The 14,893-nt window shown below is 38.4% G+C and carries 16 protein-coding genes; 4 read left to right on the top strand and 12 right to left on the bottom strand.

The annotated features are described in order from the left end of the window. Nucleotides 1-19: 19 nt before the first annotated feature. A complete protein-coding gene (hisG, locus tag J1N10_RS03080; RefSeq protein ID WP_262325214.1) occupies nt 20-880 on the bottom strand; it encodes an ATP phosphoribosyltransferase in 861 nt (286 codons plus the stop codon). A gap of 380 nt (nt 881-1,260) precedes the next feature. Further along, nucleotides 1,261-1,656 (bottom strand): bacteriohemerythrin, encoded by a 396-nt coding sequence (locus J1N10_RS03075; protein WP_262325213.1) that lies wholly within the window; start codon nt 1,654-1,656, stop codon nt 1,261-1,263. Nucleotides 1,657-1,811: 155 nt separating this feature from the next. On the opposite strand from J1N10_RS03075, the gene J1N10_RS03070 reads away from it, so the two are divergent. After that, entirely contained in the window at nt 1,812-2,540 is a 729-nt protein-coding gene (locus J1N10_RS03070; protein ID WP_262325212.1) for a CDP-alcohol phosphatidyltransferase family protein, read from the top strand. Nucleotides 2,541-2,596: 56 nt separating this feature from the next. On the opposite strand, the gene J1N10_RS03065 is transcribed toward J1N10_RS03070, so the two are convergent. The 4 genes from J1N10_RS03065 to J1N10_RS03050 form a co-directional block, all read right to left on the bottom strand. After that, nucleotides 2,597-2,731, bottom strand: coding sequence for a hypothetical protein (locus tag J1N10_RS03065; RefSeq protein WP_262325211.1), 135 nt, complete (start codon nt 2,729-2,731; stop codon nt 2,597-2,599). A gap of 71 nt (nt 2,732-2,802) precedes the next feature. Next, complete coding sequence (gene cydB, locus J1N10_RS03060; protein WP_262325210.1) at nt 2,803-3,939, bottom strand: cytochrome d ubiquinol oxidase subunit II; 1,137 nt, start codon at nt 3,937-3,939, stop codon at nt 2,803-2,805. Then, nucleotides 3,939-5,534, bottom strand: a complete 1,596-nt coding sequence (locus J1N10_RS03055) for a cytochrome ubiquinol oxidase subunit I (protein WP_262325209.1) — start codon at nt 5,532-5,534, stop codon at nt 3,939-3,941. Before J1N10_RS03055 ends, cydB begins: the two co-directional genes overlap by 1 nt. Nucleotides 5,535-5,547: 13 nt before the next feature. Next, nucleotides 5,548-5,760 (bottom strand): DUF4492 domain-containing protein, encoded by a 213-nt coding sequence (locus J1N10_RS03050; RefSeq protein ID WP_262325208.1) that lies wholly within the window; start codon nt 5,758-5,760, stop codon nt 5,548-5,550. A gap of 460 nt (nt 5,761-6,220) precedes the next feature. On the opposite strand from J1N10_RS03050, the gene J1N10_RS03045 reads away from it, so the two are divergent. After that, on the top strand, nt 6,221-6,724 hold the full coding sequence (locus tag J1N10_RS03045; protein ID WP_262325207.1) for a sigma-70 family RNA polymerase sigma factor: 504 nt from the start codon (nt 6,221-6,223) through the stop codon (nt 6,722-6,724). Nucleotides 6,725-6,790: 66 nt separating this feature from the next. On the opposite strand, the gene J1N10_RS03040 is transcribed toward J1N10_RS03045, so the two are convergent. Both J1N10_RS03040 and J1N10_RS03035 read right to left on the bottom strand, forming a co-directional pair. After that, on the bottom strand, nt 6,791-8,842 hold the full coding sequence (locus J1N10_RS03040; protein ID WP_262325206.1) for a hypothetical protein: 2,052 nt from the start codon (nt 8,840-8,842) through the stop codon (nt 6,791-6,793). A 207-nt stretch (nt 8,843-9,049) separates the two neighbouring features. Next, a complete protein-coding gene (locus tag J1N10_RS03035; protein ID WP_262325205.1) occupies nt 9,050-10,486 on the bottom strand; it encodes an MATE family efflux transporter in 1,437 nt (478 codons plus the stop codon). A gap of 356 nt (nt 10,487-10,842) precedes the next feature. Between J1N10_RS03035 and J1N10_RS03030 the strand changes: the two genes are divergently transcribed. Then, nucleotides 10,843-11,175, top strand: a complete 333-nt coding sequence (locus J1N10_RS03030; protein ID WP_262325204.1) for a hypothetical protein — start codon at nt 10,843-10,845, stop codon at nt 11,173-11,175. Here the strand turns inward: J1N10_RS03030 and J1N10_RS03025 are convergent, their stop codons facing one another. Further along, on the bottom strand, nt 11,176-11,715 hold the full coding sequence (locus J1N10_RS03025; protein ID WP_262325203.1) for an HD domain-containing protein: 540 nt from the start codon (nt 11,713-11,715) through the stop codon (nt 11,176-11,178). It abuts the gene before it with no gap. Between the two features lie 650 nt (nt 11,716-12,365). Here J1N10_RS03025 and J1N10_RS03020 point away from each other — a divergent pair. After that, nucleotides 12,366-12,758 (top strand): tetratricopeptide repeat protein, encoded by a 393-nt coding sequence (locus J1N10_RS03020; protein ID WP_262325202.1) that lies wholly within the window; start codon nt 12,366-12,368, stop codon nt 12,756-12,758. A 15-nt stretch (nt 12,759-12,773) separates the two neighbouring features. Here the strand turns inward: J1N10_RS03020 and hisIE are convergent, their stop codons facing one another. The 3 genes from hisIE to hisA are packed head-to-tail and all read right to left on the bottom strand — an operon-like array spanning nt 12,774 to nt 14,888. Next, nucleotides 12,774-13,373, bottom strand: a complete 600-nt coding sequence (gene hisIE, locus J1N10_RS03015) for a bifunctional phosphoribosyl-AMP cyclohydrolase/phosphoribosyl-ATP diphosphatase HisIE (protein ID WP_262325201.1) — start codon at nt 13,371-13,373, stop codon at nt 12,774-12,776. 18 nt (nt 13,374-13,391) lie between these two features. Continuing rightward, nucleotides 13,392-14,150, bottom strand: a complete 759-nt coding sequence (gene hisF / locus J1N10_RS03010) for an imidazole glycerol phosphate synthase subunit HisF (RefSeq protein ID WP_262325200.1) — start codon at nt 14,148-14,150, stop codon at nt 13,392-13,394. A gap of 18 nt (nt 14,151-14,168) precedes the next feature. After that, nucleotides 14,169-14,888 carry a 1-(5-phosphoribosyl)-5-[(5-phosphoribosylamino)methylideneamino]imidazole-4-carboxamide isomerase gene (gene hisA / locus J1N10_RS03005; RefSeq protein ID WP_316044917.1) on the bottom strand — a complete coding sequence of 240 codons (720 nt, stop codon included), beginning with the start codon at nt 14,886-14,888 and terminating at the stop codon, nt 14,169-14,171. Nucleotides 14,889-14,893: the final 5 nt, after the last annotated feature.

Raw genomic sequence — 14,893 nt, 5'->3', positions numbered from 1 at the left:
CATTTTATTATTCCGTCTTTTAAAGTATCATCTTTTCAATAGGCACTACCAACAAGCCTTCAGCACCCAATGATTTCAGCTGGCCAATGATTTCCCAGAACTTCTTCTCTTTAATAACCGAGTGAACCGAGCTCCACCCACTTTCGGCTAAAGGCAATACGGTGGGACTTTTCATTCCGGGTAGTATTTTAACAATCTCGTCAATCTTTTCGTTTGGAACATTCATCAAAATGTATTTATTGGAGTTGGCCGCCATCACCGATTCTATCCTAAACAACATCTCATCCAACAAAGCTTGCTTCTCGGGAGAAAGGTTACCTCCAGCCACCAACAAGGCTTCCGACTTCATCACCACTTCAACTTCCTTCAATCGATTGGCAACCAAAGTACTTCCCGAACTAACAATATCAAATATAGCATCGGCTAATCCAATACCCGGCGCAATCTCCACCGAACCTGCAATCTCGTGGATCTCGGCGTTGATACCTTCTTTTTTTAAGAAGTTATCGAGGATAACAGGATATGATGTCGCTATTTTCTTACCCTCGAAATATTTTAGGCCAGTGTATTCTTCGGCCTTTGGAATAGCCAGTGACAGGCGGCATTTACTGAAACCTAAACGCTTCACAACTTTCAGGTCGAAGCCCTTTTCGGCCATTTCGTTTTCACCAACAATTCCAATATCGGCCACATCATCGGCCACTGTTTGCGGTATGTCGTCATCGCGCAAAAACAATACTTCAATTGGGAAATTTGGCGATGAAGCGACCAACTTGCCACTTCCAACATTAAACTTAATCCCTGCCTCTTTAAGCAGTTTCATCGAGTCATCGTTTAATCGACCTTTTTTTTGTAAAGCAATCCTTAATTTAGTTTCCATGTTATGTTCTATTTAATTATTAGCAATAAAAAAGGCCTACCCGCATTCGGATAAGCCTTAGTACCATATAGTTTCATATACAACAACCTAGCCCATCCGCCGGGATAAGAAATGATGATGATGAATATGAAATTGTACTGTTGTCATGTTTAATTTTGTTGAAATAAGAAAGGCTTATCATTTCTGATAAGCCTTTCTTGATATTTTAATTTATACACACATCAAGCACCGCCTACCAGCTTTGCAGTAAAAAATGATGATGATGATGTGTAAAATTGCCCATTTGTAATTTTTAATCCGATACAAATGTAATGTCAATATTTACAATTGCAAATATTTTTCACTATTATTTGTATTAATTAAAAGTTAATTGATCTGCATCATACTTTTTGAGCCAATTCAAATGCAGCATATTGCTGATCAGAACCTTTGATATGATTGACTAGCCAATCCTTTAAAAAGTTAGTCACTTCAATAGATAAAATCAGTTTACCTCCTTTTAATCGGTCATAATACCCTGTAACATTTTTGACAAATACCTCATGTAGCTCCTTATGGGATGCTAAGTCCGGATAACCCATTCTACTCATGTGCAGTTCTTCATTACTAAAATGCGTTTTGGTATAACTAACTAAACCTAAAATTAATTCTTCTAAACGCTCCTTGGGTGAATTGTCTTTAATGCCTTTGTAAAAGTTGTCGATTAAAGCAAAGAGTTGTTTATGTTCATTATCAATGCTTACATTGTCTACTGATAATTCTTGTGTCCACATCATCCGGAAATTTTAATTGTTCAATGCGCAAAGAAACATTTTGTTTCAAAGTTTTCAAAAAGATTTCATCACCTTAACATTTTCTTAAATACAGTGAAATAAACGTACATATTTTGAATCTCAGCGCGATTGCCTTACTTTCGAAAAAAAAATTAAACATGAATATCAAACAACATATTCCTAACTTTTTAACGAGCCTTAATGTGCTTTGTGGTGTCATCGCGATTTTCTTTGCACTTAATGCCCGTATCGATATAGCTATTTGGCTGATATTTGCCGGTGCTTTTTTTGATTTTAGTGATGGCTTTGCCGCAAGGGCATTAAAAGCCTACAGCGACATAGGCAAAGAACTGGATTCATTGGCCGACCTCATTAGTTTTGGAGCTGCTCCGGCTGCCATATGGTCCACCATTATAAAATACCAGTTAACAGGTAGCTACGCCATTAACTTTTTTCAGTTAACAACCCTTCAACAGGTATTGGTGCTCCTACCGTTTATAATGGTAGCTTTTGCTGCTTTACGATTGGCCAAGTTTAACGTTGATACACGCCAGACGGAGAACTTTCTGGGCTTAACAACAACGGCTACCGGTATTTTTACGGCAGCTTTCGCCTATAAATTTATTGAATCGCCCGAATGGTTCAACTGGTTATCCCCGGTAGTTATATTAATTGTTATCGGTTTCTTCTCAATCATGCTCATTAGCGAGGTCCCCATGTTCTCGCTTAAATTTAAAAACATGAAATGGGCCGAAAACAAAGAACGCTTTGTGTTGCTGTTTTTGGCCATCGTATTTATTGCTCTGCTTGGCGTAGGAGGTATTGCAGCTGTGATACTTTACTACATAGTAATTTCAACCGCCAAATGGATATTGGGAATTAAATAAATGACATTCGCTATAAAACAACAAACCCGGCATCGTTATGATACCGGGTTTGTTGTTTATTCATCGTTTTGTTGCTCTTCTGCTTCTGTCAGTTTATTGAATTTTTTCAATCCGAATAAAACCGCATAGTAGCTAATGACTATTGTTAATGGTAACGACAGATACCATAATATTTCGTGTAAGTACTTCATCTTTTAAAGTATCAAGTATCAAGACAAAAGAATCAAGACCACTTCTCTTTCCTTTTCTTGATGATTAATAATTAATATACGTGTATATCGTCTGATTGCATCTCGTCTTCATCAATTGGCGTGTTATTCATGGCCTTCCACACATACCAGATGTAAGCAAAAACAAATGGCACTAATAGCGACACATAGCTCATAGCCGTTAGCGTAAAATGACTGGATGACGCATTTTGAATCGTTAAGGAGCTTTGCAAGTCAAAAGTGGAAGGGTAGAAAGCGGTATTGTTAAACCCAGCTACCAGCAACAAGCTAAACACGGTCAACACCGTTCCTGCACCAGCTGCCCAGATCCCTTTGGTACAATCGGCTTTAAAGATGCTCGCTCCCAGACCGAGTAAGACACCAATAACTCCCACCAGGAATAAGATGAGGACAATTGGCATGGCCAACAGATTCCTGAAATATTTATACGGCTCCATCACCACTTCCTTCGTTTCTGGATGAACCGCAAAACCATCGCGCACCATCAACCAGATAACAAAAGTGAGGAAGAAGACCAGGAATGGAATGGCATTGATAATTAAATGCTTTTTCGCTCTGTCAAAAATTTCTTCACTCTGGATACTGTTCATAAAATACAGCAGGCCTAAAACACGGGCCAGAAAGAACACAGCTAAGCCCAATGATAAATTATGAAGATTCAGGGCTGCTTCTAATCCGTGCGACTTCAACTCCCATTGCGATTGATTCATTTCATTCACCGAAAAAGCAGAGCCGGTGAAAAAAGTAGCCACGGCTGTCCCAATCAACACTGTTCCTAACAACCCGTTAATCAATAAAAAGGTCTCATAAGTTCGGGCGCCGAACACATTGTTGGGTCGCGAACGAAACTCGTAGGCAATGGCCTGCAAAACAAATGCAAATAGAATGGCCATCCAAACCCAGTAGGCACCACCAAAACTTGTGCTGTAAAACAAAGGGAAGGATGCAAAAAACGCACCTCCAAATGTCACCAATGTTGTAAACGTAAACTCCCATTTACGCCCCAATGTATTGACTAGCATCGTGCGTTCCATATTCGTTTTACCAATGGTATAAATCAGGGTTTGACCGCCCTGTACGAACATGAGGAAAACTAAAAGTGCCCCCAGTAGCGAAACGATAACCCACCAATATTGTTGTAATGCTAAATGTGATAATTCTCCAAACATTAGTTGTGCCCTCCTTCTTTTGGTCCGTTTTTAATTTGCTTTACCATAATTCTCACTTCAGCAATCGCTAAAGCAACAAAGGTGATGGTAAATAGCCAGAACGTGATCATCACCGAACTGGTATCAATTTTAGATACAGCGGTCATGGTTGGCATCAAGTCTTGAATAACCCACGGCTGACGCCCCACTTCAGCAACAATCCAACCAGCCTGACTGGCGATGTAAGCCAATGGAATAGTCCACAGAGCTGTGTAAAGCACCACTTTGTTTGTTTCCAGTTTCTTGCGATAAATCAACCACAGTACTACCATAAATAACAGCATAAAATGCCCACCTAATATCACCATGATGTGGAAAGCATAAAATGACAAAGAGATTGGAGGTACAATTTTAAAAGCATTCAACTCCAACTGTTCAGGGTTAGGATCGTAATAATTGCCATAACCAAAATATCGGAAGTAATTCTCAACCCATTCTTTATCGTCAAATTTAGCCTTTAAGCGACCATACTCTGCCTCATCAACACCTTTCGCTTCTTTAAAAGCCTTGAGCGTTTGCTGCGCCTCATAACCGCGAAGAATCTTTTCTTTGTACGACATAATGTTATACTGCTCGTTACCCAACACCAAATCCTTTATACCTGGCACAAAGGCATCTACCTTTAAGAAAGCCAAATACGAAAGCATATTGGGAATTTCAATCTTCACCAGAAACTCCTGCTCTGACGAACGGTTCATTGGGTCGTCGTGCTCTTTACCAAACAAACCAATCGCAATTAAGGGCGCCTGTGTTTGTCCTTCATAAAGCGATTCCATTGCGGCGAACTTCATCGGTTGTGTTTTGGCAACATCTCGTGCTGAACCATCACCTGTAGCCACTAACATAACCGATGATACCAAACCAAAGATAGCTGCGATCACAATACTTCGCTTGGCGAATAAAACATGTCGCTTCTTTAGTAAAAACCAGCTACTGATACCTACAACAAACAAAGCAGCCAACACATAACCTGATGTTGTTGTATGCAGGAACTTAGTAACGGCTGTTGGTGATAAGAAAACGTCCCAGAAGTTTTCCATCTCATTTCGAGCAGTTTCGGGATTAAATTTCATACCTACCGGGTTCTGCATCCAGCCATTGGCTACTAAAATCCACAAGGCCGACAAGTTGGCACCAGCAGCTGTTAGCCAGGTTGCTGTTAAGTGAAACCTTTTACTCACCTTACCCCAACCAAAAAACATAACAGCAATAAATGTACTTTCCATAAAGAAAGCCATGATACCCTCAATGGCCAGAGGGGCGCCAAAAATATCGCCTACAAACCACGAATAGTTTGACCAGTTGGTTCCGAACTCAAACTCCAGTATAATACCCGTTGCCACACCAATGGCGAAGTTGATTCCAAACAATTTCATCCAGAATTTGGTAATGCGTTTCCACTCTTCATTACCTGTCTTCACATAGATGGTTTCCATAAAAGCTATGATAAAGCTGAGCCCCAATGTTAACGGGACAAACAACCAGTGGAACATAGCTGTCAGTGCAAATTGTGCCCTCGACCAATTGACGAGTGACAAATCAATGTTTTCTAGCATTTCTGTATTTTAATTATTGACCTATTAATTCTTCTATAACATGGTTAGCCCGTTCCTCATCGGTTGCATATCTGTTTTTAAGTGTATCGCGAAAAAAGAATAGCCTCAACACAGCAAACATAACAAACAACTTAATAAGAATAATCACCCATAAAGTACGAGCCCACGGCGACAGATTTCTAAACCCATCGATGTAGAACTGATAAACTCTCTTCAATACCTGCATCTTCTAATCTCTACTAGTCCTATACTTCTAAAAATAGTCACATTTATTATAATGTAACACAACAAAAGTCACTTTTACTAAAACTTTATATACAACCAACAAACTCGAATATTGCTTTAAAGAAAGTGTGAAAAAAAATTAAAAGATCTGCCTAACACACCCTTAAGTTTGATTATTAAACAGTTATAATTCAAAAAACACGCCTATTAAAACATCAAATGTGATTAATTGCTATTGATATTTATTAAACAAATTTGGAAGTTAAAATGATTTTGTTCATCTTTACTTTGTATTTGAGTATTTGATTACCTCTTTGCTTTTATGCATTGAATAACAGATTATCAGTTGCATTAACGAATTTAAATAAGTAAATTATAATTGATTTTAGAAACAACAACTGTTAAACACCCGAGCAGTTGTGTTGAAATAAATCACAATTGTTAAACAAAAACCCAAAAAGATGACCGCAGAACAATTTAACCATCGACTATTGGGGCTTCAACAGAAAATGTTTAGCTACGCCCTTACATTAACTGCTAACGAGGAAGATGCCAATGACCTCGTTCAGGAAACAAATTTCAGAGCCCTGTCCTCAAGAGAAAAATTTGTGATGAATACCAATTTTTCAGCATGGATGCATACAATTATGCGCAATTCATTTATTAACAATTACCGCAGAAAGTATAAAATGCGTCAGGCGCCAATGTTAGTCGATGAAGTCAACTACTTATCAAACAAGTATTACACCGTTGACACTCCTGATGTTATTCATTATACAGGAGAAATCAGAACCCAAATGGGGAAACTGGAAGGTGAGTTTAAACAGCCGTTAACCATGCACATGGAAGGCTACAAGTACAAAGAAATTGCTGAGCAATTAGATATGCCGATTGGAACAGTAAAAAGCCGCATTTTCTTTGGAAGAAAAAAATTACAAAAGATGATTGAGTTAGCAATTGACTAACAAAGAATATTTGATACAAAAAAAGGTAAGCCGATTGGCTTACCTTTTTTTGTGACTATATTTAAACTACTTACTTGTAATTTGCGTGGCCGCTTTACCCGCTTCCTCAATAATCGAAACAATTGATATATCTTCTCCTAAACCAGCTTGCATCCATGCATTTGGAGTGATCGAACCAATTTTAAATAAGCGCTCGACTTCTGGAGCAAAGTCTGCTGTTTTTAAATATTGCTCAACCTGGAATTGAATCAGGTGACCAAAAGCATAATTGGACAAATAAATCGGACTATTAATCATGTGTGAGTAAATAGCCAATATAGGTTGGTCTTTCACGCCAAAAACAGGTGCATAAAACTCATTCCAAATATCTAAAGCAATACCTTCAACTGCCACTTTTAATTGCTCAGCAGTTGCATCCGGATTAGCATATAACCACTTCCACATACGTTGGTCTAATAATGATACGCCCATAATTTCATAAGTCGACCAGAAATTATCCAATGTTTGTAAGGCGTCTTTTTCCGGATTATTGTTTTTCATATCCAACAGCTCTAAATCACGCTTTTGGAAGATGAAAGCCAGAGCTTCGGTAAATGCAGTATTTGGCACACCATTCAACATGTAATAATCGACATCGTATAAAGAAATGGTTTGCTCAACATTGTGACCGAATTCATGAATAGCAATATTGTAGCCTTTATAATCCATACCTGTCTCCGGTATACGAGTACGCAGGTGAGCTGTCTCGCCTTTCATGGAAGCACCCCAGGCGTGGCCAGAACCACGAGCCGGATCAACATCAATACGTTCGGCCAGGAAGTTGGCCTTTTCTTTTGTAAAACCAAGTTTCAATAACAAATTAGCCAAATCATCATCTAAGGCTTTAGCATTAGGATAACGTGAACGCGTAATTTTATTTAAAGCATCTTCATCGATAGAACTGCGGGCTTTAAAGCCATCATACCAAATATCCCAAGGTTTTAAATCACGGCCTAAACGTTGTTTAATTAACTCGCCTACCTGCTTCAACTCGTCTGATGACATAAACTCAACAAACAATTTTTCGGCATCGGCTTGTGTAATTTCCATACCACCTGCAAAAGCACGTTTAACAGCAGTATTTAATGGTGAATATGCATCCATCTCACGCATGGCATGAAAATTATTGATGATTTGCTGATAACGCTCAAATGACTCACTCTCCAATTCCACTTTCTGACCGTCCTTATACGTTTCGTTCGTATATGGATTCCACTGATAATCGCCATTATTAACCACATCATTTGGAATCGTCTGGCTGATGATGCGTTTCATCACTTCATAAACCATCGCTTGTAATTCCACACCTTCGGTTCCTTTGCTGTAATGCGATTTTATTTCATCACGCAGGTTCCAGTGCGACAACAACACCATATCTTCAGGGAAATAGGTCTTCATGTTGTCATCAACCAACTGCCCCATGTAAATATTATAATTGGCAATGTACATTTCAGAAGCAGATCCTACCTCAGATACATTCTGAAGGATTTCAGCCGGAATGCGCGCGGTAAAAACATCGCCCATACGTGCATAGGCCCATTCCTGGCGCGACCATGTTGCAGCATTTTGTTCCTTTTCGGTTAAAGTGTAATATGGAAAGTTCAAAGCAATATTAAACGCCAATTTGTTTCGATACAAATCAGCAGTCAGATGCGAACCTGCACTAAATCCACCAAATGCCTTATCTATATCAATAATATCCCCCATTGGCTCATGTAACGGACGCTGTAGATCAAGGCTTATCTTGTTGAAATGGCCATACAAAATCTCCAGATTACGACTCACTTTATCGAACATTAACTCTTTCTTAGCGGCATCAGCCACAAAATGCGTTTCGCAGAAAGCCTGAAAATCAGCTTCAGTGCCATCAACATTACGCCAGAGAGACGCTGCATGTTTAACGCCTCGTTGAATTATTTCAGCATCAGCATTGGCGTACGTTTTTGTCAAACTCAAAATAGTTGCTTCAATACGTGCGTCGGTAATATTAGCTACCTCAACTTGATGGTCACTCTTACATGGTTTCTGGCAGGATATAAAAGCAACTGCCAAAACCAATAGTAATAGATAATTTTTCATGTGATATGATTTGAATAAAACAGATTGTTATCCCCCAAAACTATACAAATCAACCGGATAATAACAGGACATTTGACAGGAATTGCCCGATGACCTGTTATTAACGGTCTATCTTACAAAAAGCTACTAGTTGAAAGCTATCAGCTAATGCTCCTTGTCGTATGGATTCCTGAGTACGACAAAAAGTATTTTTCAAGAGACTATATTTTAAACAGCCTCTTTTTTCCATCGACCCTTTTTAAACAGGTATGCTGCTAATAATGTCATGGCAGCTTCTGCAATTATAATCGCATAAAAGGCTCCATCCTCCTTCCAACCAATTTGAATGGCCAATGTGTAGGCTAATGGAATCTCAATCATCCAAAAGGCAACAATGTTAATACGCGTTGGTGTTCGGGTATCTCCTGCTCCATTAAAAGCCTGCGTCATTACCATGCCTATTCCATAAAATCCAAACCCATAAGCCACAATTCGTAAACATTGTTTACCCGAATTAATGACTGCGATATCATTGGTAAATAAGCGCACAAACCACTCGGGAAAGACAATAAATAATATACTTAGAGCTCCCAGAAATAGCAGATTTATGCGGGCAACTCCCCAAACTGCTTTTTCAGCACGTTTAGGTTCTCGGGCTCCCAGGTTTTGCCCAACCAGTGTGGCCGCGGCGTTACTTAAGCCCCACGATGGCAACAGCGAAAACAATATTATTCGTATGCCAATGGTGTAACCCGCTACTACTTCGCTTCCAAAGTTTGATATGATACGAACCAGGAAAATCCAGCTTGATGTGGCAATTAATGATTGAGCTATACCGCCAAGCGAAATTTTAAGCAGATGTTTAATTCGCAGCCATTCAATCGTCAATTTTAAGCCTGATAAACTGATGCGTCCTTTGCCTTTCCATAACACATGTAATTGGTATGCAACTGCAATGCCCCGACCAATATTTGTGGCTACTGCAGCTCCGGCAATACCCAGTTCAGGGAATGGGCCAATGCCAAAAATAAGAAGTGGGTCGAGTACCATATTCAATCCATTGGCAATCCACAAAACACGCATCGCAATGGCGGCATCGCCTGCACCACGGAAAACGGCATTATTACTAAACAAAAGCATAATGACCAGGTTGCCACCAAACATAATGGTCGTATAGGTCGATAATTCATCTACTATTAGGGTAGATGCGCCCATCAATCGTAATAAATCTTTGGCAAAAACAACTCCGGGGATAGCTATTAGCACAGAAATAACACATCCTGTTATGATAGCCTGAAGTGCTTCTTTCGAGGCTTCTTGCTCATTCTTTTCGCCAATACGCCTCGAAACCAAGGCAGTTGTTGCCATACTTAATCCAAAAGCAATGGCATAAATAATGGTCAGAACACTCTCAGTAATACCTACAGTTGCCACGGCATCAGCCCCAAGCTTTCCTACAAAGTAGATATCAACAACTGCGAACACCGATTCCATAATCATCTCTAACACCATTGGTATAGCAAGCAAAAAAACTGCTCTGCTAAGAGGTATCTGAGTATAATCGTGCGATGAACCAGCCAAGGCATCTTTGAAGTCGTTCCAGATATTACTCAATGTATTCTTATTTAGTTTTCGCAATAATATACTGCTAATTTGCTTAGTCATCGTGTTTTAATTTTTGTCGTAACCTAAATTTTGAATTGATAATTGTTTTAGAAAATACATCTGATGTATAAAACAATGGGGTGCAATTGCACACGATTACAGGATAAACAGCTAGTGTCATCATGGTAGAATCCTCCTTAATTAATTTGATTAAATAAAAAATGAAATGAATGGATACAATGAGACGACCTTCTTAGAAGATATAGCAGACGCTATTGGTCGGATATGAGTATATATTGCTCATTGTCATCATAATGACACAAAGTTGTGTTTAATAAATAACAATTGCAAGCTTTAGACTGTTAGATTCTTAGACAAAAGACCTAAGACTATTTACAAACTCAAAAATAATTTTAATGCAAGATCAAAGTCGGCTAATATCTACAGTAAGCTATATTACTATTGTAGGCTGGATTATAGCCCTTATCCTTCGTCAGAACGAGAATCCCAAAAGCGAACTGAGTCTGTTTCATTTACGACAATCCTTTGGGTTGATAATAATCTCTTTTGCAGCATCAATTGCCCAAGCTATATTGGTAGGTATTTCATTAGGATTGATAGGCAGAGTAATCTTGGTATGTGTTTTTGCCCTTTGGCTAATTGGATTGATAGGTGCTATTCAAGGCCGTTTTACAAAAGTGCCTTTTATTGGTGATTGGTTTCAAGAGAATATGCGATTTATTGGGTAATCACAAAAACAGCTCACACCATTCTTCGAATTGTTTTACCTGGTGTTCTCCATGCTTCCGCATTGATTGAATGATCTTATCGATGCTCTTAGCTTTGGTTAAAGCACGGCTTTTACTGTAGAATTTATCAGCAAAACAAATAATCTGTTCTTCGATTGAAAGCGGCATCATGTCGCGCTGAGGAATTGGAAGGTGCTGTTTCCGGATATCAACTAATGATAATCCAGTTCCGGTGTGACGCTCACACACCAAAGCATGTTTTAGGTAGCCTTCTTTCTCCAGTAACTCGCGACCCAAATAACCATGACAGATATAGGGGTATGTCCCGTTGCAATGTAAATCAGGTGCATTGGTCAGGTAAATACCAATATCATGTAACATGCAAGCTTCGGATACAAACTGAGCATCTGCCTCCAACTCCGGATGGTTGGATACAATATCCAAGGCTTTATTACGAACAGCTTGGCTATGTTCGATTAAGGTAACCCAAAGTGGGCTACCTTCTGTGTAATAGTTATTGATGATATCAAGTGGGTTCAAAACTTATATCTATTTTTATAAATCAAAGTCTAAATACAGAAACAATGAAAATCATAACAAGTATAGTTTTTTATTTTATACTTTTTCTTACGCCATTTGGACTTCTTGGTTATTACGATAATTACAATGCTGGCCTTGTAGTATATGCTTTTAGTTCTTTAGGTATTTCGATTTATTTCCTAATTAAATCGATAAGGATATTACTCAATAAACATAAAAATAGTCAACATTTGTGGATACCAATGCTAATATCAATTTCATCAATATTAGTATTTCTATAATATACTGCTTTTACTGTTGCCGATATCCCTTCAATTATTATCATCCCACTTTTTATAATATATGGTTCGATATATCTATTACTATTCCCACTTCAAGAAATAAAACAAAGCTTAACAATACTAATAATTCTAATTACAACCATACCTTTATTCACAAAACCATTCTATCATTCTCCAAGAAGATTAATTCCAACTCATTGGTATAGTCGTTACAATGCGATAAAAATAGAACCCGATATCTCTACGTTCTATTATCCTCAAACAATACAACTGGTAAATGATGCTAAACATTTTCGTTCAACATTCCGTCATAAAATAGCAATTGAGACACTACACCAAGCAATTAAGTATGAGCCTACAAATAGTTATTTGTACTTTGAACTAGGACAAACTTATGCAGATGATAATAAAATAGATAAAGGTATCGCATATTTAGATACCTCTATCCTTTTTATGAATGATAACTTTTACGGCTACAATTGCAGAGGCATTATGAACCGAGCTATTAGAAACTACGAAAAAGCATTAGCAGACTTTAACACTGCAGCAGCAATTGACTCTACAAATGGAGTAGCTTTCGCAAATATAGCAGGTGTTTATTGCGACATAAAAGACTATTCATCTGCTCTCAAATTTGTTAAAAAAGCAGAATTAAACAACTTTGACATATACAGTGTAAAAGCGTTTCAAAATTTAATAAGAAATCATACAAAAGAAGAGATATTTAAAACATCAACTACATTCCCTCCTAATAATGATTGAATTATAAAATTCATTTTACTTATGTCGACTTTTTAGTTCTCGTGCCAAATCCTCAATTCGATAGCCTTTGTGCGTTAATAGAACAATCAGGTGGTATAATAAATCAGCGCCTTCATACAAAAAGTTTTCATCATCATTAGCCATAGCACCAATAACCGTTTCAATGGCTTCTTCACCTACCTTCTGCGTAATTTTACGCACTCCTTTAGTAAATAAATGAGTAGTATATGAACCTTCTGGCATTTCCTCTTTGCGCTTATCAATAAAGTCCTGTAGTGTTTTTAAGAATAGGATATCATCAGCTGCATTTTCCTCTCCCCAACAGGTATCTGTTCCTTTATGACATACCGGTCCAACAGGACTCACTTTAATTAATAGTGTATCATCATCGCAATCAACCGATATAGAAACAACGTTCAGAAAATTACCTGACTCTTCACCTTTTGTCCAAAGACGTTCTTTAGTGCGTGAGTAAAAAGTCACTTTTCGCTCCGCCTTTGTCTTTTTGTAGGCTTCTTCATTCATAAATCCAAGCATCAATACTTTGTTGGTAGCTGCATCTTGAATGATGGCAGGAATTAAGCCATTACCAAGTTTATCGTAGTTAATAGTCATTATATGGTTTTTATTGTTTTATAATCGAATTGGGATACCTTCTTTATTTAAGTAAGCTTTTAGCTCCGGAATTGGAATCTCTTTAAAATGAAAAATACTAGCTGCTAATCCTGCATCGGCTTTACCTATTGTGAATACATCTTTAAAATGCTCCATCGCTCCAGCTCCCCCAGATGCAATAATAGGGATATTCAATTCATCACTTAGTTTTGCTAAAGCCTCATTGGCAAATCCCTGCTTTACGCCATCATGATCCATACTCGTAAAAAGTATCTCACCAGCTCCTCGTTCTTCGCACTCACTGGCCCATGAGAAAAGCTTTTTCTCAGTAGGGATTCGCCCGCCATTAACGGTTACAGTCCAATCGTCACCTTGCTGATGCTTCGCATCAATGGCAGCAACCACAAACTGCCTACCGAAGTTTTGAGCCAGATCATTTATTAATTGCGGATTACGAACTGCGGAAGAATTAACTGATATTTTATCTGCCCCTGCATTTAGCAAAGCATCTGCATCACTCAACTCGCTAATTCCACCGCCCACCGTAAAAGGAATATTGATATTCCGAGCAATTCGTTTTACTAAATCCACAAAGGTTTTCCGCCCTTCGTGACTGGCTGTTATATCCAGAAAAACCAGTTCATCAGCCCCTTGCTCGGCGTACAAAGCACCTAATTCAACCGGATCACCTACTTCTTTAATCTCGACAAACTTGACGCCCTTTACCGTTTGACCGTTTTTTATATCAAGACATGGTATAATTCGTTTTGCTAGCATAAGCTTAGTTGTTAGTTTTTAGACAAACTTTTCGAGCTCCTTTAAGCTAATTTTTCCTTCATAAATGGCTTTTCCGAATATGACTGCCGGAATTTTAGCTTCTGCCAAAGCTTCAATATCAGCCAGGTTACTAACTCCGCCACTTGCTACCAGATACAGGTCTGGCAATTCGGTCAGAATCTCTTTATACAATTCAATAGCAGGCCCTTGCAACATACCATCTTTACTGATGTCTGTACAAATCACCTTTTTAATCCCTTTATCTGTATAATCTTCAATAAAAGGAACTAGCTCCTGATCGGTTTCTTCGAGCCAGCCTGTAACAGCTATCTTGTTATCTTTCGCATCAGCACCAAGAATGATCTTTTCAGAACCATAGGCTTTTATCCAACTCTCAAATTCCTGTGGATTCTTCACTGCAATAGAACCACCTGTAACCATTTGGGCACCTGATTCAAAAGCTATATGAAGATCCTCTGATGTTTTTAGTCCACCACCAAAATCAACTATCAGATTAGTTTTTCCTGCAATTCGCTCCAGTACCTTATAATTTATAATTCGTCCGGCTTTAGCTCCATCTAAATCAACCAGATGCAAGCGAGTGATCCCATGGTCTTCAAATTCTTTAGCCACCTCAAGCGGATCTTCATTATAAACCTTTTTGCTATTGTAATCACCCTGACTCAGGCGAACACATTTTCCGTCAATAAGGTCAATCGCCGGTATGATGTCAATCATGTTCA

Origin of the sequence: Carboxylicivirga litoralis (genome assembly GCF_025499605.1) — a bacterium.
GTDB classification, from domain to species: Bacteria; Bacteroidota; Bacteroidia; order Bacteroidales; family Marinilabiliaceae; genus Carboxylicivirga; species Carboxylicivirga litoralis.
The sequence above is the reverse complement of the archived record's forward strand: the minus strand, read 5'-3'. Positions and strand labels throughout refer to the sequence as shown.

Excerpts from the sequence above, each read along its gene's own strand:
- hisA (WP_316044917.1), bottom strand. The coding sequence starts at position 14,888 with ATGATTGACATCATACCGGCGATTGACCTTATTGACGGAAAATGTGTT.
- J1N10_RS03030 (WP_262325204.1), top strand. The coding sequence starts at position 10,843 with ATGCAAGATCAAAGTCGGCTAATATCTACAGTAAGCTATATTACTATT.
- J1N10_RS03055 (WP_262325209.1), bottom strand. The coding sequence starts at position 5,534 with ATGCTAGAAAACATTGATTTGTCACTCGTCAATTGGTCGAGGGCACAA.
- hisF (WP_262325200.1), bottom strand. The coding sequence starts at position 14,150 with ATGCTAGCAAAACGAATTATACCATGTCTTGATATAAAAAACGGTCAA.
- J1N10_RS03035 (WP_262325205.1), bottom strand. The coding sequence starts at position 10,486 with ATGACTAAGCAAATTAGCAGTATATTATTGCGAAAACTAAATAAGAAT.
- J1N10_RS03075 (WP_262325213.1), bottom strand. The coding sequence starts at position 1,656 with ATGATGTGGACACAAGAATTATCAGTAGACAATGTAAGCATTGATAAT.
- J1N10_RS03045 (WP_262325207.1), top strand. The coding sequence starts at position 6,221 with ATGACCGCAGAACAATTTAACCATCGACTATTGGGGCTTCAACAGAAA.
- cydB (WP_262325210.1), bottom strand. The coding sequence starts at position 3,939 with ATGTTTGGAGAATTATCACATTTAGCATTACAACAATATTGGTGGGTT.
- J1N10_RS03050 (WP_262325208.1), bottom strand. The coding sequence starts at position 5,760 with ATGCAGGTATTGAAGAGAGTTTATCAGTTCTACATCGATGGGTTTAGA.
- J1N10_RS03040 (WP_262325206.1), bottom strand. The coding sequence starts at position 8,842 with ATGAAAAATTATCTATTACTATTGGTTTTGGCAGTTGCTTTTATATCC.
- J1N10_RS03065 (WP_262325211.1), bottom strand. The coding sequence starts at position 2,731 with ATGAAGTACTTACACGAAATATTATGGTATCTGTCGTTACCATTAACA.
- J1N10_RS03070 (WP_262325212.1), top strand. The coding sequence starts at position 1,812 with ATGAATATCAAACAACATATTCCTAACTTTTTAACGAGCCTTAATGTG.
- hisG (WP_262325214.1), bottom strand. The coding sequence starts at position 880 with ATGGAAACTAAATTAAGGATTGCTTTACAAAAAAAAGGTCGATTAAAC.
- hisIE (WP_262325201.1), bottom strand. The coding sequence starts at position 13,373 with ATGACTATTAACTACGATAAACTTGGTAATGGCTTAATTCCTGCCATC.